Below are 20,539 nucleotides of genomic sequence, written 5' to 3'. Positions count from 1 at the left end.
GAGCCCATGACCACCGACCGCGCCCCCCGCCCCGCGCCGCCCGGCCCCGCCCCCGCCGCCCCGGACCCCGTCGGGGTCGTCGTGATCACCCGCAACCGCGGCGAGCGCCTGCTGCACACCCTGGACCGCCTGGCCGCGCTGCCCGAGCGGCCCCCCGTCGTCGTGGTCGACAACGCCTCCACCGACGGCAGCGCCCACGCCGTGCGCACCGCCCACCCCGAGGTGCGGATGATCCTGCTGCCCCGCAACGAGGGCGCCGCCGCCCGCAACCGCGGCGTCCGGGCCCTGCGCACCCCCTATGTGGCCTTCAGCGACGACGACTCCTGGTGGCAGCCCGGGGCGCTGGCCCGGGCCGCGGAGCTGTTCGCCGCCCACCCCCGGCTCGGCCTGATCGCCGCGGCCACCCGCGTCGGCCCCGACCAGGCCCCCGACCCCCTCAACGAGGTGCTCGCCGACTCCCCGCTCGGCACCGCCCCCGACCTGCCGGGGCCCTCCGTCCTCGGCTTCCTGGCCTGCGCCGGCATCGTGCGCCGCAGCGCGTTCCTGGAGGCCGGGGGCTTCCACCCGCTGCTGCACCTCGGCGGCGAGGAGACCCTGCTCGCCCTGGACCTGGCCGCCCGCGGCTGGGGCGTGGCGCACTGCCCCGGCGTCACCGCCCACCACCACCCCGACCCGGGACCCCGCCCCGGCCGCGCCGCGCGGATGCGCCGCAACGAGCTGCTGACCGCGTGGCTGCGCCGCCCCTGGCCGCGGGCCGCCGCCGCCACCGCCCGGCTCGCCGCCGCCTGCCCCGCCTCGGGCGAGGCCCGCCGCGCGCTGCGCGAGGCGGTGCCGCTGCTGCCCACGGCGGTCCGGCACCGCCGGACGGTGCCGGACTGGCTGGAGCGGGACCTGCGGGCGCTGGACGGGGGGTGAGGAGCCGTCCCGCGGAGGCCGGGGGCCGCGGTCGGGCCGGGGACGACGCTCGGCCGCCCTCCGGCCCCCTGTCGGGACTGCCCCGGACCCCGTTGCCCCGCGGGCCAGGGGGCCGCGCCCCCCGGACCCCCGCCCCCGGACCCCCGCCCCCGGACCCCCGCCCCCGGACCCCCGCCCCCGGACCCCCGCCGACGAAGGGAGCCACATCCGTGCCCGAGTCGCGTGTCACCGTCGCCGTCATCACCCACAACCGCCGCGAGGAACTGCTGCACACCCTCGGCCGCCTCGCCGCGCTGCCCGAGGAGCCGCGGGTGATCGTGGTGGACAACGGGTCCACCGACGGCACCGTCGCCGCCGTGCGCGCCCACCACCCGCGGATGCGGCTGCTCACCCCGGGCCGCAACCTCGGCGCCCTGGGCCGCAACCTCGCCGCCCGCGACGTCACCACCCCCTACCTGGCGTTCTGCGACGACGACACCTGGTGGGAGCCCGGCTCCCTGGCGCGCGCCGCCGACCTGCTGGACGCCCACGCCAAGGTCGCCTGCCTCACCGCGCGCATCGTCGTCCACGACCCGGACCGCCCCGGCGCCGCGCCCGTCGAGGACCCGATCGTCGCCGAACTGCGCGACTCCCCGGTGCCCGCGCCCCACGGGCTGCCCGGGCCCGCCCTCGGCTCGTTCCTGGCCGGGGCCAGCCTGCTGCGCCTGGCCCCGTTCCGCGCCGCGGGCGGCTTCTCGCCGCGGCTGTGGCTCGGCGGCGAGGAGGAGCTGCTCGCCGCCGACCTCGCCGCCGCCGGATGGTGGCTGGTGCACGCGCCCGAGCTGACCGTGCACCACCGCCCCTCCGCCGCCCGCGACCCCTCCCTGCGCCGCCGCCACGGCATCCGCAACACCCTGTGGTTCACCTGGCTGCGCCGCCCCCTGCCCGCCGCGCTGCGCCGCACCGCCCACCTGGCCGCCACCGTGCCCAGGGACGCCACCTCCGCGCTGGCCTTCGCCGAGGCCGCCGCCGGCCTGCCCTGGGTGCTGCGGGAGCGCAAGGTGGTGCCGCCGCGGGTGGAGCGCGCCCTGAAGCTGCTGGAGGCCCCGCAGCGCGCGTCCACCGCCCGCAGGTACGTCGGGTGACCGCGCCGGGCACCCGGGTCCTGCTCACCGGCTGGTTCAGCTTCCTGCACGGCGAGGCCACCGCGGGCGACGTGCTCGCCCAGCGGGCCGTGGCCGCCGCCCTGGAGCGGGCCCGGATCCCCTGCGACACCGCCTGGTCGCCCGGCTTCCGCCCGGACGCCCTGCACCTGGACGGCGCCGACCCGGCGGCCTACACCCACCTGGTGTTCGCCTGCGGCCCGCTGCACGCCCGGCCGCCCGCGCCCGGCGAGCCCTCCCCGCTGATGGAGCTGCACCGCCGCTACGCCCGCTGCCGCCGCGTCGCCGTCGGCATCACCGTCACCGCCCCCGCCGACCCGGCCGTCACCGGCTTCCACCGCGTCCTGCCCCGTGACGGCACCGCCGCCCACCCCGTGCCCGACCTGGCCCTGCACGCCCCGCGCCCGGACGCCGTGCCCGTCGCCGGGGTCGTCCTCACCGGCGGGCAGCACGAGTACGGCGGCCGGCGCCGCCACGCCGAGGTCGCCCGCGCCCTGACCCGCTGGCTGGGCCGCAAGGACCTCGCCCGCCTCCCCCTGGACACCCGCCTCGACACCCGCGACTGGCGCCTGCCCGCCACCCCGGGACAACTGCGCGCCGTGCTGGCCCGCCTGGACGCGGTGGTGACGAACCGGCTGCACGGCCTGGTCCTGGGCCTGGAGGCGGGCGTGCCGGTGCTCGCCGTGGACCCGGTGGCCGGCGGCGCCAAGGTCACCGCGCAGGCCGCCGCGCTGCGCTGGCCCGCCGCGCTGCCCGCCGAGGCCGCGGACGACGAGGCGGCCCTGGAGGCGGCCTGGCGCTGGTGCCGCTCCGCCGAGGGCCTGGCCCGCGCCGCGTCCTTCGCCGCCGGCCCCCCGGCCGCGCCGCTGCTGGCGGCACTCCTCGCCGAACTCGGCGCCCCCGCCTGACGGACGCTCACCGCCGCGGCCCGCGGCGGCCGTCCGGACAGGAATGTCGCCCTCCACCAGTAAAGTCACCCTGATGCCGCACCGGCGGCGCCCGCCCCGTGCCGCCGGTCGCGCCCGCACGCCCGCACGCCCGGCACCGGACCACGCGAAGGAGCCCCCGCCCGCATGAGCCGCCGCTCCCACGGACTGATATCCACCTGGGCCGAGATCCAGCGCCAGCGGCAGCGGCAGGAGGAGGCGGCGCGCCGGGCCGAGGCCCAGCGGACGCGGGAGGCGCAGCGGCAGCAGCGGCAGGCCGAGCGGGCCGCCGCCCGGGCGCGGCGGGAGCAGCAGGCCGCCTACCGGCAGCACCGGGAGGCCGACGCCCTGCGGCGCACCGAGGAGATCGAGCGGCGGGTGGCCGAGCTGCGCGGTCTGCTCGCCGCGGGCTGCGCCGCCCCCGCGTTCGGCCCCGGCGCGCTCGCCCTGCCCGAGACGATCGAGCCGTTCGCGCCCGGGCAGTTGGCCGTCCCCGTGCCCATGCCGGACCCGGCCGCCTTCCAGGCCAGGTCCACCTGGGGCATCGGAGGCGGCCGGCAGGCGCAGACCGCCTGGGAGCAGGCGTGGCACGCCGCCCAGGCCCAGGAGGCCGAGCGGGTGCGCAGGCTGGAGGCGTACCGGCGCGAGTACCAGCGCTGGGCGGACGGGGAGCTGGCCAGGATCAGGGAGCACAACGCGGGCGTGGCCGAGCTGGTCGCCGGGCTGCGGCGGGGCGAGCCCGAGGCCGTCGTCGAGTACTTCACCGCCGCCCTGTACTCCTCCGCGGCCTGGCCCGAGGGCTTCCCCCGCCAGGTGCGCGCCTCCTTCGACCCGGGCGCCCGCGAACTGGTCCTGGACTGGGAGCTGCCCGGCTTCGACGTCGTCCCGGCGGCCGCGGCGGTGAAGTACCTGCCGAGCGCCGACCGGGACAAGGACGTGCCGCGGCCCGTCACCGAGCGCCGGGCGCTGTACCGGGAGGTGCTGGCGCAGTGCGTGCTGCTGGTGGTGCGGGAGCTGTTCTCCGCCGACGTCCACCGCACGCTGGCCTCGGTGGTGGTCGGCGGCTTCGTGGACGGCAGCGACCCGGCCACCGGCCGCCCCGCGCAGACCCATGTGGCCGCGGTGCGGGTGGACCGCGCCGGATACGGGGAGCTGCACCTGGAGCGGGTGGAGGCGGTGGCGTGCCTGACGGACGCGCTGCGCGGCGAGCTGTCCGCCCGCCCCGACCGGCCCACGGCGGTGCGCCCGCCGCGCCGCCCCGAGGACGTGGGGCGGGCCGTGGTCGCGCACGGCGGGGAGGGCGAGCCCGACCTGTTCGCCATGGACCCGCTGGCGTTCGAGGAGCTGATCGCCGAGCTGTTCCGGGCCATGGGCATGCGCGCCGTCACCACCGCGCGCTCCGGCGACGGCGGTGTGGACGTGGACGCCACGGACCCCGACCCGATCCGCGGCGGCCGCATCGTCGTGCAGGCCAAGAGGTACCGCAACACGGTGCCCCCGACGGCCGTGCGCGACCTGTACGGCACGGTGCAGGACGCGGGCGCCAACAAGGGCATCCTCATCACCACCTCCGGGTTCGGCCCCGGCTCCCACGCCTTCGCGAGCGGCAAGCCGCTCACCCTGGTCTCCGGCGCCGACCTGGTGGACCTGCTGCACCGGTACGGGCTGCGCGGCCGCCTCGGCGCCGGCACCCCCGCGCCGGACCCGGCCGACCCGGGCGAGGACCAGCTCGAGGACGTCAGCGTGCTCGGCATGACCTGGTCGGGCCGGGTCGCGGTGGACGTGTGCGCGCTGGTGTGCACGGGCAACCGGGTGCTGGCCGAGGAGCAGTTCGTGTTCTTCAACAACCCGGCCACGCCCGACGGCACCGTGCGGATGATGCCCGGCTCCGGCGGGGACCGGGCCGCGGTGTGGGTCCGCTTCGACCGGCTGCCGCGCGCCGCGGACCGGCTGGTGCTGGTGGCCGCCGTGGACCCCGAGGCCGACCCGGACGCGGACCTGGCCGGGTTCCGGGACGCCCGCATCCGGCTGTCCGACCCCTCCGGCCGGGAGCTCGACCAACTGGAGGTCTCCGACGGCCGCCCCGGGGAGAAGGCGCTGGTCCTGGGCTCGTTCCGCCGCCGCGGCGAGGACGACTGGCGCTTCGTGGCGGGCGGCAAGGGCTACCCCGGCGGGCTGGTGGCGCTGGTGGAGGAGTACGGCATCGAGGTGGCGTGAGACGGCGGGCAGGACCGGCCTCGACGGGCGGGCCCGCCCCGCCCCGCACGCGGCGCCCGGCCCGTCCCCCGCGCCGCCGCCGGCGGCCCCCGCACATTCCGGCGCGCTTTCCGCCCGATTGTGCCGAATATCGCCGAATCCCGCGTGTTCCCGCGTATTCTCCCCCGATTTCATCGAATCACCCCGGAAAAAAGCCTCCCCCCGCGTCGTGAGAATTTGCGACCTTCACTCGATCGGGGAATGGTTCGCAGAGATCGGGGCCGGGACCATGGATGCGATATGCACCCGATCGAGGGAGGGATTTCCGTGCCGGTCGACGCGACCACCGGAGAGGGAAACGAGGCCGCGGAGGGCGAGCAGCCCCGTCTGAGCCTCAGTACGGCCGCCGCGCGAAATCTCGCGACGACCACCAAGACCGTCCCCCAGATGCAGGGGATCACCTCCCGCTGGCTGCTGCGCATGCTGCCGTGGGTGCAGGCGTCCGGCGGGGCCTACCGGGTGAACCGGCGGCTGACCTACACCGTCGGCGACGGCCGGGTCACCTTCGTGCAGACCGGCTCCCAGGTGCGGGTCATCCCCGACGAGCTGCGCGAGCTCGCCGTGCTGCGGCAGTTCACCGACCAGGAGGTGCTCGGCGCCCTCGCCGACCGCTTCACCCAGCGGGACTTCGCCGCGGGCGAGGTGATCGTCGAGGCGGGCCTCCCCGCCGACCACGTGTACCTGATCGCGCACGGCCGCGTGCGGCGGCTCGGCGAGGGCCCTTACGGCAACCAGGCGCTGCTGGACGTGCTGGCCGACGGCGACCACTTCGGCGAGCACACCCTGGTGGACGCCGAGGGCACCTGGCCGTTCACGGCCCGCGCGGAGACCCCGGGCACCCTGCTCGAGCTGCCCCGCCAGGAGTTCGAGGCCGTCGCGGGGAACTCCGGGGAGCTGCGGGCGCACGTCGAGCGGTTCCGCGCCGGCAGCGGGCAGCCGACGAACCGGCGCGGCGAGGCCGACATCGCGCTGGCCTCGGGGCACTCCGGCGAGGTGGACCTGCCGGGCACCTTCGTGGACTACGAGCCGTCCCCGCGCGAGTACGAGCTGAGCGTCGCGCAGACCGTGCTGCGGGTGCACAGCCGGGTGGTGGACCTGTACAACGAGCCGATGGACCAGCTCGAACAGCAGCTCAGGCTCACCATCGAGGCCCTGCGCGAGCGCCAGGAGCACGAGATGATCAACAACCGGGAGTTCGGTCTGCTGCACAACGCGGACTACTCCCAGCGGATCCAGCCGCGCTCCGGCCCGCCCACCCCCGACGACCTGGACGAGCTGCTGTCCCGGCGGCGCGGCTCGCGCTTCTTCCTGGCCCACCCGCGCACGATCGCCGCCTTCGGCCGGGAGTGCAACCGCCGCGGCCTGTACCCCGACCACGTGGACCTGCACGGCACGATGGTGCCCGCGTGGCGCGGCGTCCCGCTGCTGCCCTGCAACAAGATCCCGATCACCGAGGAGCGCACCAGCTCGGTTCTCGTGCTGCGCACCGGCGAGGACGACCAAGGCGTCGTCGGACTGCACCAGACCGGAATTCCCGACGAATATCAGCCAGGTCTTTCCGTGCGCTTCATGAGTATCAACGAGAAGGCCATCATCTCCTACCTGGTCAGCGCCTACTATTCCGTCGCCATCCTCGTTCCCGACGCGTGTGGCGTCCTGGAGAACGTCCAGATCTCCACCTATCACGACTGACCTTCCCCGACCACCGCCGCCTTCGCGTGCCCGCCCTCCGCGCCCCTCGCGCGCACCCGGTCCCGCCGGTTCCCGCGCCGCGGGAAAGCCGACAGTCCGTGTCGGGTTTCCGCGCCAGGGTGGTGCCGTGTCCGGACGTGGATCCGGACGCGGAACGCACACGCAACGAGGAGGACGACGCACATGGTGACACCGCGGACCGACGCGCCGCTGAAGGGGAAGGTGGCGCTGGTCGCCGGAGGGACCCGTGGTACGGGGCGGGGCGTTGCCGTCGAACTCGGCGCGGCGGGGGCGACGGTCTACGTGACCGGCCGCACCACCGCCACGTCCCGGTCCGAGTACGACCGGCCCGAGACCGTCGAGGAGACCGCCGAGCTGGTCACCGCGGCCGGGGGAGAGGGGATCGCGGTGGTGTGCGACCACCTGGTCCCCGAGCAGGTCACCGCGCTGGTGGAGCGCATCGACCGGGAGCGCGGGCGACTGGACGTCCTGGTCAACGACATCGGCGGGGAGATCTACGTGGAGACCTGGAACCGGCCCGTGCACGAGCTGGACCTCGCCAAGGGGCTGCGGCTGCTCCGGCTCGCCGTGGAGACCCACGCCGTCACCAGCCACCGGGCGCTGCCGCTGCTGCTGCGCCACCCCGGCGGCCTGGTCGTGGAGATGACCGACGGCACGGCCGAGTACAACGCGGCGAAGTACCGCGAGTCGTTCTTCTACGACCTGGCGAAGGTGTCCGTGCTGCGCATGGCCTTCGCGCTGGGCAAGGAGCTGGCCCCGCGCGGCGCCACCGCCGTGGCGCTCACCCCCGGCTGGCTGCGGTCGGAGATGATGCTCGACCACTACGGCGTCACCGAGGACAACTGGCGCGACGCGCTGGAGAAGGAGCCGCACTTCTGCATCTCCGAGACGCCGGCCTTCACCGGCCGGGCCGTGGCCGCCCTCGCCGCCGACCCCGAGGTGTCCCGCTGGAACGGCGCCTCGCTCTCCAGCGGGCAGCTCGCGCAGGTGTACGGCTTCACCGACGTGGACGGCAGCCGCCCCGACGCCTGGCGGTACGTGGTCGAGGTGCAGGACGCGGGCAGGCCCGCGGACCCCACCGGCTACCGCTGATCCGCGGCGCCGTCCGCCTCGTACAGCCCGGACAGCCGCCGCGCTGTCCGGGCGACGCGGGCCCGCAGCTCCGGCGGCCCGAGCACCTCGGCCTCCGCCCCGAGCCGCAGCACCTCGTCGTGCGCCACGTCCAGCGACTCCGTGGCCAGGGTCACCGTCACCCACCCCTGCCCGTCCGGCTCCCCGGCCGCGGCCAGCGCCCCCCGCGCCTGCTCGCCCGCCTCCGGGGACAGCAGCGCGGGCAGCAGCCGCGCCCCCTCCGGGCTCAGCCGCACGGTGATCCGCTCCCGCAGCAGCGACCGGGCGAACGCCGCCGAGCGCTCCTCCCAGAACGCCGCCAGGTCGAAGTCCGGGTCCCGGTCGAAGGGCTCCTCGAGCGCCTCCACCGCCTCGAACCGGTCCACCCGGTACACCCGGTACGCCGAGGACCCGCCGCCGTCCCCGTCCGCCACCCGCGCCGCCAAGTACCACACCCCGGCCTTGAGCACCAGGCCGTACGGCTCCAGGGTCCGGGTCACCGCCGCGTCCTCGCGCCGGTAGCGCACCCGCACCGCACGCTCGCCCCACACCGCCCGCGACACCGCGCCCAGCAACTCCGGGGTGCGCACCCGCCGGAACCAGGCGGGGGCGTCCAGGTGGAAGCGCCGCGCCGCCGCCTCGGGCGCGTCCCGCAGCGCGGGCCCGAGCGCCACCGCGGCCTTCAGCCGGGCCGCGAGCGCCGCGTCCGCCAGGCCCATCTCCTGCACCGGCCCCGGCAGCCCGGACAGGAACAGCGCCTCCGCCTCGTCGCGGTGCAGCCCGTTCAGCCTGGTCCGGTACCCGTCCAGCAGCCGGTAGCCGCCCGCGCGGCCCCGCTCCGCGTAGACCGGCACCCCCGCCTCGGCCAGCGCCTGCACGTCCCGCTGCACGGTGCGCTCGGACACCTCCAGCTCGGCGGCCAGCTCGGCGGCCGTCATCGACCGCCGCGCCTGCAACAGCAGCAGCAGCGAGATCACCCGCGCGGCCCGCATCTCCCACCTCCCTCGGCCAGCTTCCCACGGCCGCGCATCCGCCCGCCGACCCCGGGAAGCCGTGCAGACATGGACCACTCACAAGCCCCGATCCTGGAAGCGCTGATCCGCTACCACCAACGGCAGGAGACCGGGTTCACCCCGCCCGGCCACAAGCAGGCCCGCGGCGCGGACCCGGAGGTCCGCCGCGTCCTCGGCGACGCCGTGTTCTACTCCGACGTGCTCGCCACCAGCGGGCTGGACGACCGGCTGTCCACCGGCGGGGTGCTGGAGCGCGCCCAGGAGCTGATGGCCGACGCGGTGCACGCCGACCACACCTTCTTCTCCACCTGCGGCAGCTCCCTTTCGGTGAAGGCCGCGATGCTCTCGGTGGCCGGGCCGCACGAGAAGCTGCTGGTGGGCCGGGACGCTCACAAGTCGGTGGTGTCCGGCCTGATCCTGTCGGGGGTGCGGCCCATCTGGGTGGAGCCGCAGTGGGACCCGGAGCGGCACATCGCCCACCCGCCGTCGGCGGAGTCCTTCGAGAAGGCGTGGGCCGAGCACCCCGACGCCCGCGGCGCCCTGGTGACCAGCCCCACCCCCTACGGCACCTGCGCCGACCTGGCGGCCATCGCCGAGGGCTGCCACCGGCGCTCCCGCCCGCTGATCGTGGACGAGGCGTGGGGCGCCCACCTGCCGTTCCACCCCGACCTGCCCGCCTGGGCGATGAACGCGGGCGCGGACGTGTGCGTCACCAGCATCCACAAGATGGGCAGCGGCCTGGAGCAGGGCTCGGTGTTCCACCTCCAGGGCGACCTGATCGACCCGGCGGTGCTCCAGTCCCGCGCCGACCTGCTCGGCACCACCAGCCCCTCGGTGCTCATCTACGCGGGCCTGGACGGCTGGCGGCGCCAGATGGCCCTGCGCGGCGAGGAACTGCTCCGCCGCGCCCTCGACCTGGCGGCGCGGGTGCGGGAAGCCGTCGCCGGCATCGACGGGCTGCGGGTGGACGGCCGCGACGAGTACGTGGGGCCCGGCAGGGCCGCGGACCTGGACCCGCTGCCCGTGGTCGTCGACGTGAGCGCCCTGGGCACCACCGGCTACCGCGTCGCGGACTGGCTGCGCGAGCACCGCCACATCGACCTGCACCTGAGCGACCACCGCCGGGTCAGCGCCCAGTTCACCCACGCCGACGACGAGGGCACCGCGGAGATCCTGCTCGACGCGCTGCGGGACGTGGTCGCGCACGCCGACGAGCTGCGGCCCGTGCCGACGGTGGAGGTGCCCTCCCCGCGGGAGCTGAGGATGGAGCTGGTGCACCTGCCCAGGGACGCCTTCTTCGACAAGGTCGAGGACGTGCCCGTGGACCGGGCGGCCGGGCGGGTCGCCGCGGAGATGCTCACCCCCTACCCGCCGGGCATCCCCGTGGCGCTGCCGGGCGAACGGCTCACCGAGCCGGTGCTGCGGTATCTGCGCTCCGGGCTGGCGGCGGGCATGAACATCCCGGACGCCGCCGACTCCGACCTGGAGACCGTGCGCGTGATGATCGAGGACTGACCGTGCGCGGCGGCGGGGACCGACGTGCCGCAGGGCCGCACCGCCGGGTGCGGCCCTGCGGTGTGCCGGCGTCCGGCTGTCCGGCCCGGACAGCCGCACGCCGTCAGGGCCGCAGCACCACCTTCACCGCGCCGTCCCGCTTCTCCTGGAACAGCTCGTAGCCCCGCGGGCCCTCCTCGAGCGGCAGGGTGTGGGTGGCGAACCCGTCCACGCCCAGCGGGTCCTCGTCCGTGAGCAGCGGCAGGATCTCGGGCACCCAGCGCCACACGTTGGCCTGCCCCATCCGCAACTGGACCTGCTTGTCGAACAGGGTCAGCATCGGCATCGGGTCGGCCATGCCGCCGTACACCCCGGCCAGGGAGATCGTGCCGCCGCGGCGCACGATGTCGATCGCCGAGTACAGCGCGTGCAGCCGGTCCACGCCCGCCCGCTCCATCAGGCGCCCGGCCACTGCGGCCGGCAGCAGCCCGGTGACCTGCTGGGCGAACTTGGCCGCGGGCGCGCCGTGCGCCTCCATGCCGACGGCGTCGATGACGCAGTCCGGGCCCCGCCCGCCGGTCATGTCCCGGATCTTGTCGGTGAGGTTCTTCGGGTACTCCCGCAGGTCCACCGTCTCCACGCCCCGGGCCCTGGCGCGCGTCAGCCGCTCGGTGACCAGGTCCACCCCGATCACCCGCTCGGCGCCGCGGTGCCTGGCGACCCGTGCGCACATGTCGCCGATCGGGCCCAGGCCCAGCACCACCACCGAGCCGCCGGGCGGGACCGCCGCGTACTCCACGGCCTGCCAGGCGGTCGGCAGCACGTCCGACAGGTACAGGAACCGCTCGTCCGGCGGGCCGTCCGGCACCTTGATCGGCAGGGTGTTGCCGAACGGCACCCGCAGCAGCTCCGCCTGCCCGCCGGGCATCTGCCCGTACAGCTTGGTGTAGCCGAACAGCGCCCCGCCCATGCCGCGCTCGCGCACCTGCGTGGTCTCGCACTGGGAGTGCAGCCCCTGGCCGCACATGAAGCAGGCGCCGCAGGAGACGTTGAACGGGACGACGACCCGGTCGCCCGGCCTGACCTCGGTGACCTGCTCGCCGACCTCCTCCACCACGCCCATCGGCTCGTGGCCGAGGATGTCGCCCGGGTCGAGGAACGGGCCGAGGATCTCGTAAAGGTGCAGGTCGGAACCGCAGACGCCGGTGGAGGTGACCCGGACGATCACGTCCGTCGGCTCCTTCAGCACCGGGTCGGGCACCGCCTCCACGCGGACGTCCCGCTTGCCGTGCCAGGTCAGTGCCTTCATGCGCTCGCCTTCCGTGCTCGGTCGGGTGGGGTCGCGCCACGGGTGGCCGCGGGGCTCCGCGGTGCTGTACGAGTGCCCGACAAGGGGCGGCTCATGCGCGGGCGGGCGGCATGCGCCGGGCGTGCGCGGGTACCCGTCGCCGCATGACGGAGCGGCGCATGGAAGAACCGGCAGCACAGGCGGGCGCGGTCCCCAGGGACCTGCCGGACCAGCAGGTCGGCGGGACGGTGGGCGACCGGGACCCGTGGGACGTCGAGGCGCCGTCGCAGCGCGAGGAGAGCGGCGGACGGCGCGAGGAGGAGGGCGAGGAGCAGGCCAGGGAGCAGGACCAGGACGAGGCGGCACGGGACGAGGGGACCGAGGCGTCCCCCGCACCGGAGGAGCCCGCCGACTGACGGGCGGGGCACCCCCGCCCAACGACGCCGGCCGTACCGGAGTAGGCGACACTCCTGGTACGGCCGGTCCACGCATGCCCGCCGCCGGCCCGCCGCGCCGGGTGCGGGGGGCTGGGGGCGGGGTGGCCCGTCAGTCCCTGTCCTTCCGCCCGCCCGGGAACATCTCCCGCACCTTCGCCTTCACGCCCTGCCTGACCATCGCGCCCCGGTCGGAGTCGCCCTGCGCGACCGCCGCCGTCGCCTTGAGGATCTGGTCGAGCGTGGCGTGCGGCGGGATCGGCGGCACGGCCGGGTCGGTGAGGAACTCCACCACGACGGGGCGGTCCGCGGACAGCGCCTCCCGCCACGCGGGCTCGACCTCCTCCGGCTTCTCCACCAGGATCCCGTGCAGCCCGATCGAGCGGGCGAAGGCCGCGTACGGCACGTCGGGCAGCGCCTGCGACGGCAGGAACTGCGGGGCGCCGCTCATCGCCCGCATCTCCCAGGTGACCTGGTTCAGGTCGTGGTTGTTCCACACCCCCACGACCAGCCGGGGATCGGTCCACTCACGGTGGTACTTGGCCGCGGTGATCATCTCGGCGAGCCCGTTCATCTGCATCGCGCCGTCCCCGACCAGCGCGATCGCCGGGCGGTCGGGGCAGGCGAACTTCGCGCCGATCGCGTACGGCACCCCGGCGCCCATCGTCGCCAGCGTGCCCGAGAGCGACCCGCGCATCCCGGCGCGCAGCCGCAGGTGGCGGGCGTACCAGTTCGCGGTGGAGCCGGAGTCCGCGGTGACGATCGCGTCCCGCGGCAGCAGCGGGTCCAGGCAGTGCGCCACGTACTCGGGGTTGATCGGGTCGGCGGACACCGCGGCGCGGCCCTCCATCACCTCCCACCAGCGCCGCACGTCGCCGGTCACCTTCTCGTGCCAGGAGCGGTCCTCCTTGCGGCGCAGCAGCGGGATCAGCGCCCGCAGGGCGGCCCGCGAGTCGCCGATCAGCGCGCACTCGTAGGGGTAGCGCAGGCCCGCCATGTGCGGGTCGAGCTCGATCTGCACCGCCCGGGCCTGCCCGTACTCCGGCAGGAACTGGCTGTAAGGGAAGTTGGAGCCGATGGTCAGCAGGGTGTCGCAGTCGCGCATCAGCTCGTAGCTGGGCCGGGTGCCGAGCAGCCCGATCGCGCCGGTGACGAACGGCAGGTCGTCGGGGAGCACGTCCTTGCCGAGCAGCGCCTTGGCGACCCCGGCGCCGAGGATGTCGGCGACCTGCTGCACCTCCACGGCCGCGTCCCGCGCGCCCTGGCCGACCAGGACCGCCACCCGCTCCCCGGCGTTGAGGATCTCCGCGGCCCGCCGCAGGTCGTCCTCGTGCGGCACCGGCGCGCAGCGGCCCGTGGCCAGGGTGGACGGCACCATCTTGAACGCGTGCTGCGGCGGGCTGTACTCCAGCTCCTGCACGTCCGCGGGGATGATCACGGCCGTGGGGGCGCGGCGGGCGTAGGCGGTGCGGATCGCCCGGTCCAGCACGTTGGGCAACTGCTCGGGGACGGTCACCATCTGGCAGTAGTCGGAGGCGACGTCCTTGAACAGGCCGAGCAGGTCCACCTCCTGCTGGTAGGAGCCGCCGAGGGCGCTGCGGTTGGTCTGGCCGACCAGGGCGACCACCGGCACGTGGTCGAGCTTCGCGTCGTACAGGCCGTTGAGCAGGTGAATGGCGCCCGGGCCCGAGGTGGCCGCGCACACGCCCACCCGGCCGGAGAACTTGGCGTAGCCGACGGCCTGGAGGGCGGACATCTCCTCGTGCCGGGACTGCACGAACCGCGGGTGGTCCTCCGCCCGGCCCCAGGCGGCGAGCAGGCCGTTGATGCCGTCCCCGGGGTAGCCGAAGACGTGACCGACGTCCCAGGCGCGCAGGCGTTGCAGGACGTAGTCGGAAACCTTGGTGCTCATCGGGTGTCGGCTCCTTGGCGATTCCGGGCCGACCGCGCCCCGCGGGCGCGGCCGACCGGGGCGGACCGGTGCCGGTCAGGCGCCGGTGAGCTGCGGCAGGACCTTGGTGCGGTAGAAGTCGAAGAAGCCCTGCTGGTCCGGGCCGAGCTGCTGGACGTAGACGGTGTCGAACCCCGCGTCGGCGAACTCCCGCAGCGCCCGCGCGTGCTCCTCCGGGTCGTCGCCGCAGGGCACCGAGCCGCCCACCATCTCCTCGGTGACCAGCTCGCAGGCCTGCTCGATGTGCTGGGTGGTGGGCAGCACCTGGGCGAGCTCGCCCGGCAGGTGGTCGCTGGGCCACAGCCGGTGGGCGGTGCGCACGGCCTCGGCGCGGTCGGGGCCCCAGCACACCTTCAGGCCGCCCTGGACCGGCTTGCCCCCGCCGCCGCCCCTGCGGAATGCGGCCACCGCGTCGGCGTCCGGCGCCATCGTGATCAGCCCGTCGCCGACCCGCCCGGCCAGGCCGAGCGCGGTCGGCCCGAACGCGGAGACGTCCACCGGCACCGGCTCGTCGGGCAGCGTGTGCAGCCTGGCGTTCTCCACCGTGTAGTGCTTGCCGTGATGGGTGACGGTCTCTCCGGAGAACAGGCGGCGGATCACCGTGATCGCCTCCTCGAGCATCTCGAGACGCGTCGGGGCGGGCGGCCACGGACCGCCGACCACATGCTCGTTGAGCGCCTCGCCCGAGCCCACGCCGAGCCGGAACCGGCCGTCCAGCATCACCCCGCAGGTGGCGGCGGCCTGGGCGACGACGGCCGGGTGGACGCGGACGGTGGGGCAGGTCACCGCGGTCTCCACGGGCAGCGACGTCACCTGGGACAGGCCGCCGATCACCGACCACACGAACGGGCTGCTGCCCTGCTCATCGGTCCACGGGTGGTAGTGGTCGGAGATCCACAGCGCCTCGAAGCCCGCCTGCTCGGCCATGCGCGCCTGCTCCAGCAGCTCGGCGGGACCGAACTCCTCGCAGGACAGGAAGTAGCCGTACGAGGTCATGCCGCTCCTCCCGGCCCGGTGGCGGGCTCGTCGGGACACAGGGTTCCTTCCGACCCGGGTAACCCGTCGCCGCGAACGGAAACCTGCCGCGCGCCGCCGTTCGACGGCCACCGCGGCGCGCACACCCGTGCGGCGTGCGGACGGCAGTGCCAGCGCACGGGGGCGCACTTGGCCGGTTCCGGCTTGCGCCGGGGCCGGGAACGCGCCACATCTTGCGCCGGTGCGGCGGGAGAACGGGAAAGGGCACCGGCCGGGCGGCCGCGGTGACCGATTGTGGCGGAAAGTGTCGCAAGTGTTTGCGCCAGCTTGCGGATTGGGGCCGCGAATCCCGCCGGACGTGCCCCAGGATTGGGCGGGCGACCGGCGGGGGGCCGATCGGTCGCAGGGGGGAGCGCTGCCCGTGTGCGCGCGGGCGGTCACTCCGGCATGCAGTGCTCCGGCATGCGCTGCTCCGGCGAGCAGTGCCTCGGCAAGCGGCCGCGGCATGCGGTGTCGCGGCATGTGGTGTTGCGGCATGCGGCACTTCGCACCCGGACCGCGCGGGTCGGGCGCTGCCGCGAGCAATTGTACGCGTGTTCGGACGGGGGCGACATCCGTGGGGGTGGACATCACGATGGGCCGAGGGATCCTTGTGGGGGCCGGACGGGCCGCGGGCGGGCTCGTCGCCGCACTGCGCGCCGCGGCGACGGGCCGCCGGAGACCGGGGCGTGGCGCACTGTCAGGGTGGTGCGCGGCCGTGTGCGCGGTGGCGCTTGCCGCGGTGCTGCTGCCCGCGGCCGGGGCGGCGGCCGACCCGGGCCACCGCGTGGACCTGCGCATCCTGGTCGTGGACGACGGCAGCGGGACCGTCGCGGCGATCGTCGCCGAGCTGGAGAGCACGGGCATCCCGTACACCACCGTGTCGACCGCGGACCCCGACCGGCCCGTCATCGACGAGGGCTTCCTGTCCGACACCGTCGACGGGACGCCCCGGGCGAAGTACCAGGGGGTGGTGCTCCCGAACGAGAACCCGTTCGGCGCCGGGTCGGCGGAGCTCGCGGCGATCGCCTCCTACGAGCGGCGGTTCGGGATCCGGCAGGTGGACGCGTACAGCTACGCCAACCCGGACGTGGGCCTCAACCACCCGCTCGCCCCCGGCTACTCCGGACCGCTCGACGGCACGGCGGCCCGGGTCACCGAGGCGGGCCGCGGCGGGTGGTTCCGCCACCTGGAGGCCGTGGTCCCGTTCGAGGACCTCGCCCCCGACGTGCCGGAGAGCTACGGCTTCCTCGCCACCCCCCTGCCGCCGGGCGACGGCGCCCGGTTCACCACCTACCTGGACGCGCCGATCCCCGGCAGCTCCGAGCGGGGCGTGCTGGTCGGCGAGTACGCGCACGACGGCCGCAGGGAACTGGTGCTCACCTTCGCCTACAACGCGCACCAGGGCCAGTTCCGCCTGCTGGCGCGCGGCATCGTGGCATGGCTGACCGAGGGTGCCCACCTGGGCTTCGTCCGCAACTACTTCGCCGTGCACGTGGACGACGTGTTCGCGTCCGACGCCCGCTGGGACACCGAGCGGAACTGCACCACGGGCGCGGCGGACTGCCCCGGGGACGGCGGCGCGCCGCGGCCCGCGCCGATCCGCATGACGGCCGACGACGCCTGGGCGGCCGCCGAGTGGAGCAGGCGGCACGGGCTGACGCTCGACCTCGCCTACAACGGCGGGGGCAGCGAGGACCACAAGGAGGACAACGGCGGCACCGATCCCCTCGCCGAGCGCATCGCCCGGGACCAGTCCCGGTTCCGGTTCGTCAACCACACCTGGAGCCACACCTTCCTCGGCTGCGTGCAGGACGTCACCGTGGTCCCGTGGACCTGCGCGAAGGACGAGGACGGGCAGGTGCGGTGGACCGGCCGCGAGCAGATCCGCGCCGAGATCACCCGCAACCGCGACTGGGGCACGGCGCTCGGCCTCCACCAGGCCGACGACGAGCTGATCACCGGTGAGCACTCCGGGCTGGCCCACCCGCCCCAGCAGCCGCTGGACAACCCGGAGTTCACCGCCGCCCTGGCGGACACCGGCATCGGCTGGGTCGCGGGCGACAACTCCCGCGAGTCGCAACAGCGCGGAGTGGGACCGGCCAGAACCGTCCCCCGGCACCCGATGAACGTCTTCTTCAACGTGGCCAGGGTCGGCGAGCTGGTGGACGAGTACAACTGGATCCACACCCGACGGGCGGACGGCGGCAGCGGCCTGTGCGAGACCGCCGCCCACACCACCTGCCTGGACGCCCCGCTGGACCCGGCGACCGGCTTCGCCTCGCACATCGTCCCGCTCGAGGCGCGCATCGCCCTGGGGCACATCACCTCCAACGACCTCAGGCCGCACTTCGTGCACCAGTCGAACCTCGCCGAGGAACGCGTCGCCTACCCGGTGCTGGAGCGGATCCTGCGCGACCACGACCTCCGCTTCGCCGACGACGTCCCGCTGGTGAACCTCCGGATGCGGGACATCGGGGCCGAGCTGGGCCGCCGGGCCGCGTGGCGCGACGCCCTGCGCGACGGCCGGGTGACCGCGTACCGCGTCGGCGGCACCGTGACCGTCACCGTGCCCGACGGTGTGCAGGTCCCGGCGACCATGCCGCTCGGCACCGGGCAGCACACCGCGGACGGGGACGCCGCGTTCGGCACCCCCTACGCGGGCGCCGCCTCCGGCTGGGCGCCCCCGCCCGCGGACGGCAGGGTCACCCTGGTGCTGCCCACCGCCCCGGCGTGAGGGCGGGCGGCCGGGGACGGCGCGACGCCCCGGCCGCTCCCTCCGCCCGCCACGGCGGGAACGGCGCGCGGCGCAGCCCGGCACCCGGCACGCCCGGGGCGCGCCACCGCGCGCCGGTGACGAGCGGGCCGCCGCGGCGCCACGAGAACACCACGAGGAAGCAACGAACGGGGGCACCCATGGCGGCGACACGTGACAGACCCGGGGGGCCCGGCCCCCTGCCATCGGGGGGCGGGACCGCCCCGGAGATCACCCTCCTCACCGAGGGCACCTATCCGCACAGCCACGGAGGCGTCAGCGTGTGGTGCGACCAACTGGTGCGCGGCATGCCGGACCTCGCCTTCCGCGTCCTCGCGGTCACCGGCGGCACCGCCGAACCCCTCGCCTGGGAGCTGCCCCCGCAGGTGCGCGAGGTCGTGCGCATACCGCTGTGGGGGCCGCCGCCGGGCGGGCGCGCCCCGCGGCGCCGACTGCGGCGGACCTTCCCGCCCCTGTGGGAGCGCTTCCTGCTGGCGCTGCTCGACCCCGACGCGGAGCGGGACTTCCCGGACGCCCTGTACGGGCTCGCCGCCTGGGCGCCCGGCGGCGCGCTGGCCGCCGCCCTGCGCTCCGAGGCGGCCGTGCGCACCCTGGCCCGGCTGTGGACCCGCCCCGGCCTGCCCGCCGCCGCGGCCTCGCCCACCCTGCACGACGCGCTGACCGCCACCGACCTGCTCGAGCACGCCCTGCGCCCGCTGGCCGCCGCCCCGCCCGCCCGCGGGGTGGCGCACGCCGTCAGCGGCGGCCTGGCCACGCTGCCCGGCCTGGTCGGCAAACGGCTGCACGGCACACCGTTCCTGCTCACCGAGCACGGCGTGTACCTGCGCGAGCGCTACCTCGGGCACCGCACGGGACCGTACCGGTGGCCGGTGAAGGCGCTGCTGCTCGGGTTCCACCGGCTGCTGGCCGAGGAGGGCTGGCGCAGCGCCGACCTGGTCACCCCGGGCAACCGCTACAACCGGCGGTGGGAGGAGCGCGGCGGCACCCCGCCGGAGCGCATCCGCACCGTCTACAACGGCGTCGATCCCGCCGCCTTCCCGCCCGCGGGAGCCGAACCGGACACCCCGACGCTGACCTGGGCCGGCCGGGTCGACCCCATCAAGGACCTGGAGACGCTGATCCGCGCCTTCGCGCGGGTCCGCGCGGAGCTGCCCGAGGCGCGCCTGCGCCTGTTCGGCGGAACGCCGCGGGGCGGGGAGGCCTACCGGGAGCGGTGCGAGGCACTCGCGGCGCACCTGGGCGTCGCGGACGCGGTGCGGTTCGAGGGCCGGGTGGAGGACATCCGCGACGCCTACGCCGCGGGCAGCGTCGTGATGCTCTCCAGCGTCAGCGAGGGCTTCCCCTTCACCCTCATCGAGGCGATGTCCTGCGGCCGGGCCACGGTCTCCACCGACGTGGGAGGAGTGCGGGAGGCGGTGGGCGACACCGGGGCGGTGGTGCCGCCGCGCGAGCCGGAGGCGATGGCCCGGGCCGCCCTCGGCCTGCTGCGCGACCCCGCGCGGCGGGCCCGGCTCGGGGAGGCGGCGCGGCTGCGGGTGATCGAGCAGTTCACGCTGCGGCGCACCGTGGACACCTTCCGCGGGATCTACCTGGAACTGGCGGACGGACGGCGCTGGGGGCGGACCCGCCCGGCCCGGCAAGGGGAGCTGCGCGCGGCGGAGGGCGCCCGGTGAGCGGGCCGCTGCGCCTGGTGCCGGGCGACGGCGCGGGCGAGCCCGTGCCCGGCGGGCCCCGGCCGGACGGCCCGCCGCGGCGCCGCGGGCCGGGGTGGGCCGGGTCCGACCCGCTGGACGAGCTCGCGGAGCGGCTCGCCGAGGTGTGCGGCGCCGCCGTCCACCCCTACGAGATAGCCGCCGCCCTGGAGTCCGAGGGGCTGACGGACCGGCAGATCGCCGAGCGCTACCGGCGGCCCGGCCTGTTCGAGGTCGCCGCCGAGCTGCACGCCCGGGTGCCGCGCCGCTTCCCCGAGCCGCCGCTCCCGCCCGACCCGTGGCGCGCGGACCCGCCGGCCTGCCTGCTGCGCGGGGTGCTGTACGCGCTGCCCGGGCTCGCCTACGTGCTGGTCGCCCGGCTGCTGCACGGCCCGCCGGGCCCGCTCGGCCTGCCGTCCGCGACCGCGGCGGTCGCCGTGTGCGTGCTCGCCGGCTGGACGTGGAACCAGGCGCTCGCGCACCGCGCCCACCTGCGCCTGGGCACCGAGGGCCGGGCCGCGGCGGCCGCCTGCCTGCGGGCCGGGGCGCCGCTCGGCGCGCTCGCCGCGGCCCTGCCCGCGCTGCTCGTGGCCCGCTCCGTGCCGACGGCGGCGTTCGTCGCCGGGCTGTCCTGCTACCTGGCCGCGGCCACCACCCTGCTGGTGCTCGGCCGCGAACGCCACCTGCTGGCCGCGCTCGCGCCCACCGCCGCGGGCACGGCGGTCCTGCTCGCGGCGGGCCCGGGGCAGGGGGCGGCGGCCACCGTGCTCGCCGCCCGGCTGCTGGCCGCCACCGCCGCCGAGGCGGCCGTGGCCG

General features: G+C 76.1%; 14 protein-coding genes and 1 pseudogene. 11 read left to right on the top strand and 4 right to left on the bottom strand.

Annotation, left to right across the window (positions count from 1 at the left end; all coding sequences use genetic code 11):
* The first annotated feature begins 6 nt into the window (after positions 1-6).
* The 6 genes from ACYVO2_RS34740 (at position 7) to ACYVO2_RS34715 (ending at position 8,044) form a co-directional block, all read left to right on the top strand.
* Positions 7-915 carry a glycosyltransferase family 2 protein gene (locus ACYVO2_RS34740; protein ID WP_461012095.1) on the top strand — a complete coding sequence of 303 codons (909 nt, stop codon included), beginning with the start codon at positions 7-9 and terminating at the stop codon, positions 913-915.
* A gap of 209 nt (positions 916-1,124) precedes the next feature.
* A complete protein-coding gene (locus ACYVO2_RS34735; RefSeq protein ID WP_461012094.1) occupies positions 1,125-2,039 on the top strand; it encodes a glycosyltransferase family 2 protein in 915 nt (304 codons plus the stop codon).
* Positions 2,036-2,965, top strand: a complete 930-nt coding sequence (locus ACYVO2_RS34730; RefSeq protein ID WP_461012093.1) for a polysaccharide pyruvyl transferase family protein — start codon at positions 2,036-2,038, stop codon at positions 2,963-2,965. The genes ACYVO2_RS34735 and ACYVO2_RS34730 overlap by 4 nt, the downstream gene beginning before the upstream one ends.
* A 165-nt stretch (positions 2,966-3,130) precedes the next feature.
* Positions 3,131-5,200, top strand: a complete 2,070-nt coding sequence (locus tag ACYVO2_RS34725) for a restriction endonuclease (protein WP_461012092.1) — start codon at positions 3,131-3,133, stop codon at positions 5,198-5,200.
* 306 nt (positions 5,201-5,506) lie between these two features.
* Complete coding sequence (locus tag ACYVO2_RS34720) at positions 5,507-6,931, top strand: family 2B encapsulin nanocompartment shell protein (RefSeq protein ID WP_461012091.1); 1,425 nt, start codon at positions 5,507-5,509, stop codon at positions 6,929-6,931.
* Positions 6,932-7,114: 183 nt separating this feature from the next.
* On the top strand, positions 7,115-8,044 hold the full coding sequence (locus ACYVO2_RS34715; RefSeq protein WP_461012090.1) for an SDR family oxidoreductase: 930 nt from the start codon (positions 7,115-7,117) through the stop codon (positions 8,042-8,044).
* Here the strand turns inward: ACYVO2_RS34715 and ACYVO2_RS34710 are convergent.
* Positions 8,035-9,054, bottom strand: a complete 1,020-nt coding sequence (locus ACYVO2_RS34710) for a helix-turn-helix transcriptional regulator (protein WP_461012089.1) — start codon at positions 9,052-9,054, stop codon at positions 8,035-8,037. The two genes, ACYVO2_RS34715 and ACYVO2_RS34710, sit on opposite strands and share 10 nt — an antisense overlap.
* Before the next feature lie 69 nt (positions 9,055-9,123).
* Between ACYVO2_RS34710 and ACYVO2_RS34705 the strand changes: the two genes are divergently transcribed.
* Entirely contained in the window at positions 9,124-10,590 is a 1,467-nt protein-coding gene (locus ACYVO2_RS34705) for an aminotransferase class I/II-fold pyridoxal phosphate-dependent enzyme (protein WP_461012088.1), read from the top strand.
* 103 nt (positions 10,591-10,693) lie between these two features.
* Here the strand turns inward: ACYVO2_RS34705 and ACYVO2_RS34700 are convergent, their stop codons facing one another.
* Positions 10,694-11,878, bottom strand: a complete 1,185-nt coding sequence (locus tag ACYVO2_RS34700; protein ID WP_461012087.1) for a zinc-dependent alcohol dehydrogenase — start codon at positions 11,876-11,878, stop codon at positions 10,694-10,696.
* A gap of 143 nt (positions 11,879-12,021) precedes the next feature.
* Here ACYVO2_RS34700 and ACYVO2_RS34695 point away from each other — a divergent pair, with 143 nt between their 5' ends.
* Positions 12,022-12,273: a hypothetical protein gene (locus ACYVO2_RS34695; RefSeq protein ID WP_461012086.1), complete on the top strand. Its 252-nt coding sequence runs from the start codon at positions 12,022-12,024 to the stop codon at positions 12,271-12,273.
* 130 nt (positions 12,274-12,403) lie between these two features.
* On the opposite strand, the gene ACYVO2_RS34690 is transcribed toward ACYVO2_RS34695, so the two are convergent.
* Positions 12,404-14,203, bottom strand: coding sequence for a thiamine pyrophosphate-requiring protein (locus ACYVO2_RS34690; RefSeq protein ID WP_461012085.1), 1,800 nt, complete (start codon positions 14,201-14,203; stop codon positions 12,404-12,406).
* Between the two features lie 75 nt (positions 14,204-14,278).
* On the bottom strand, positions 14,279-15,238 hold the full coding sequence (locus ACYVO2_RS34685) for a TIGR03557 family F420-dependent LLM class oxidoreductase (RefSeq protein ID WP_461012084.1): 960 nt from the start codon (positions 15,236-15,238) through the stop codon (positions 14,279-14,281).
* Between the two features lie 736 nt (positions 15,239-15,974).
* Between ACYVO2_RS34685 and ACYVO2_RS34680 the strand changes: the two genes are divergently transcribed.
* The 3 genes and pseudogenes from ACYVO2_RS34680 to ACYVO2_RS34670 all read left to right on the top strand — a co-directional run.
* Positions 15,975-17,993 carry a hypothetical protein gene (locus ACYVO2_RS34680; RefSeq protein WP_461012083.1) on the top strand — a complete coding sequence of 673 codons (2,019 nt, stop codon included), beginning with the start codon at positions 15,975-15,977 and terminating at the stop codon, positions 17,991-17,993.
* Between the two features lie 179 nt (positions 17,994-18,172).
* The gene (gene pelF, locus ACYVO2_RS34675; protein WP_461012082.1) at positions 18,173-19,705 is read left to right on the top strand and encodes a GT4 family glycosyltransferase PelF; all 1,533 of its coding nucleotides are present in this window, start codon (positions 18,173-18,175) and stop codon (positions 19,703-19,705) included.
* A pseudogene (locus tag ACYVO2_RS34670) lies at positions 19,702-20,539 on the top strand (hypothetical protein); the annotation flags it as partial. The gene pelF and the pseudogene ACYVO2_RS34670, both read left to right, overlap by 4 nt.

The organism is Streptomyces capparidis (assembly GCF_054782095.1).
Note: the sequence above shows the minus strand (reverse complement) of the source record. Positions and strands in the feature narration are given on the sequence as shown.

Coding starts and splice junctions, on each gene's coding strand:
- ACYVO2_RS34695 (WP_461012086.1), top strand. CDS start 12,022: ATGACGGAGCGGCGCATGGAAGAACCGGCAGCACAGGCGGGCGCGGTC.
- ACYVO2_RS34725 (WP_461012092.1), top strand. CDS start 3,131: ATGAGCCGCCGCTCCCACGGACTGATATCCACCTGGGCCGAGATCCAG.
- ACYVO2_RS34700 (WP_461012087.1), bottom strand. CDS start 11,878: ATGAAGGCACTGACCTGGCACGGCAAGCGGGACGTCCGCGTGGAGGCG.
- ACYVO2_RS34710 (WP_461012089.1), bottom strand. CDS start 9,054: ATGCGGGCCGCGCGGGTGATCTCGCTGCTGCTGCTGTTGCAGGCGCGG.
- ACYVO2_RS34715 (WP_461012090.1), top strand. CDS start 7,115: ATGGTGACACCGCGGACCGACGCGCCGCTGAAGGGGAAGGTGGCGCTG.
- ACYVO2_RS34685 (WP_461012084.1), bottom strand. CDS start 15,238: ATGACCTCGTACGGCTACTTCCTGTCCTGCGAGGAGTTCGGTCCCGCC.
- ACYVO2_RS34690 (WP_461012085.1), bottom strand. CDS start 14,203: ATGAGCACCAAGGTTTCCGACTACGTCCTGCAACGCCTGCGCGCCTGG.
- ACYVO2_RS34705 (WP_461012088.1), top strand. CDS start 9,124: ATGGACCACTCACAAGCCCCGATCCTGGAAGCGCTGATCCGCTACCAC.
- pelF (WP_461012082.1), top strand. CDS start 18,173: ATGGCGGCGACACGTGACAGACCCGGGGGGCCCGGCCCCCTGCCATCG.
- ACYVO2_RS34740 (WP_461012095.1), top strand. CDS start 7: ATGACCACCGACCGCGCCCCCCGCCCCGCGCCGCCCGGCCCCGCCCCC.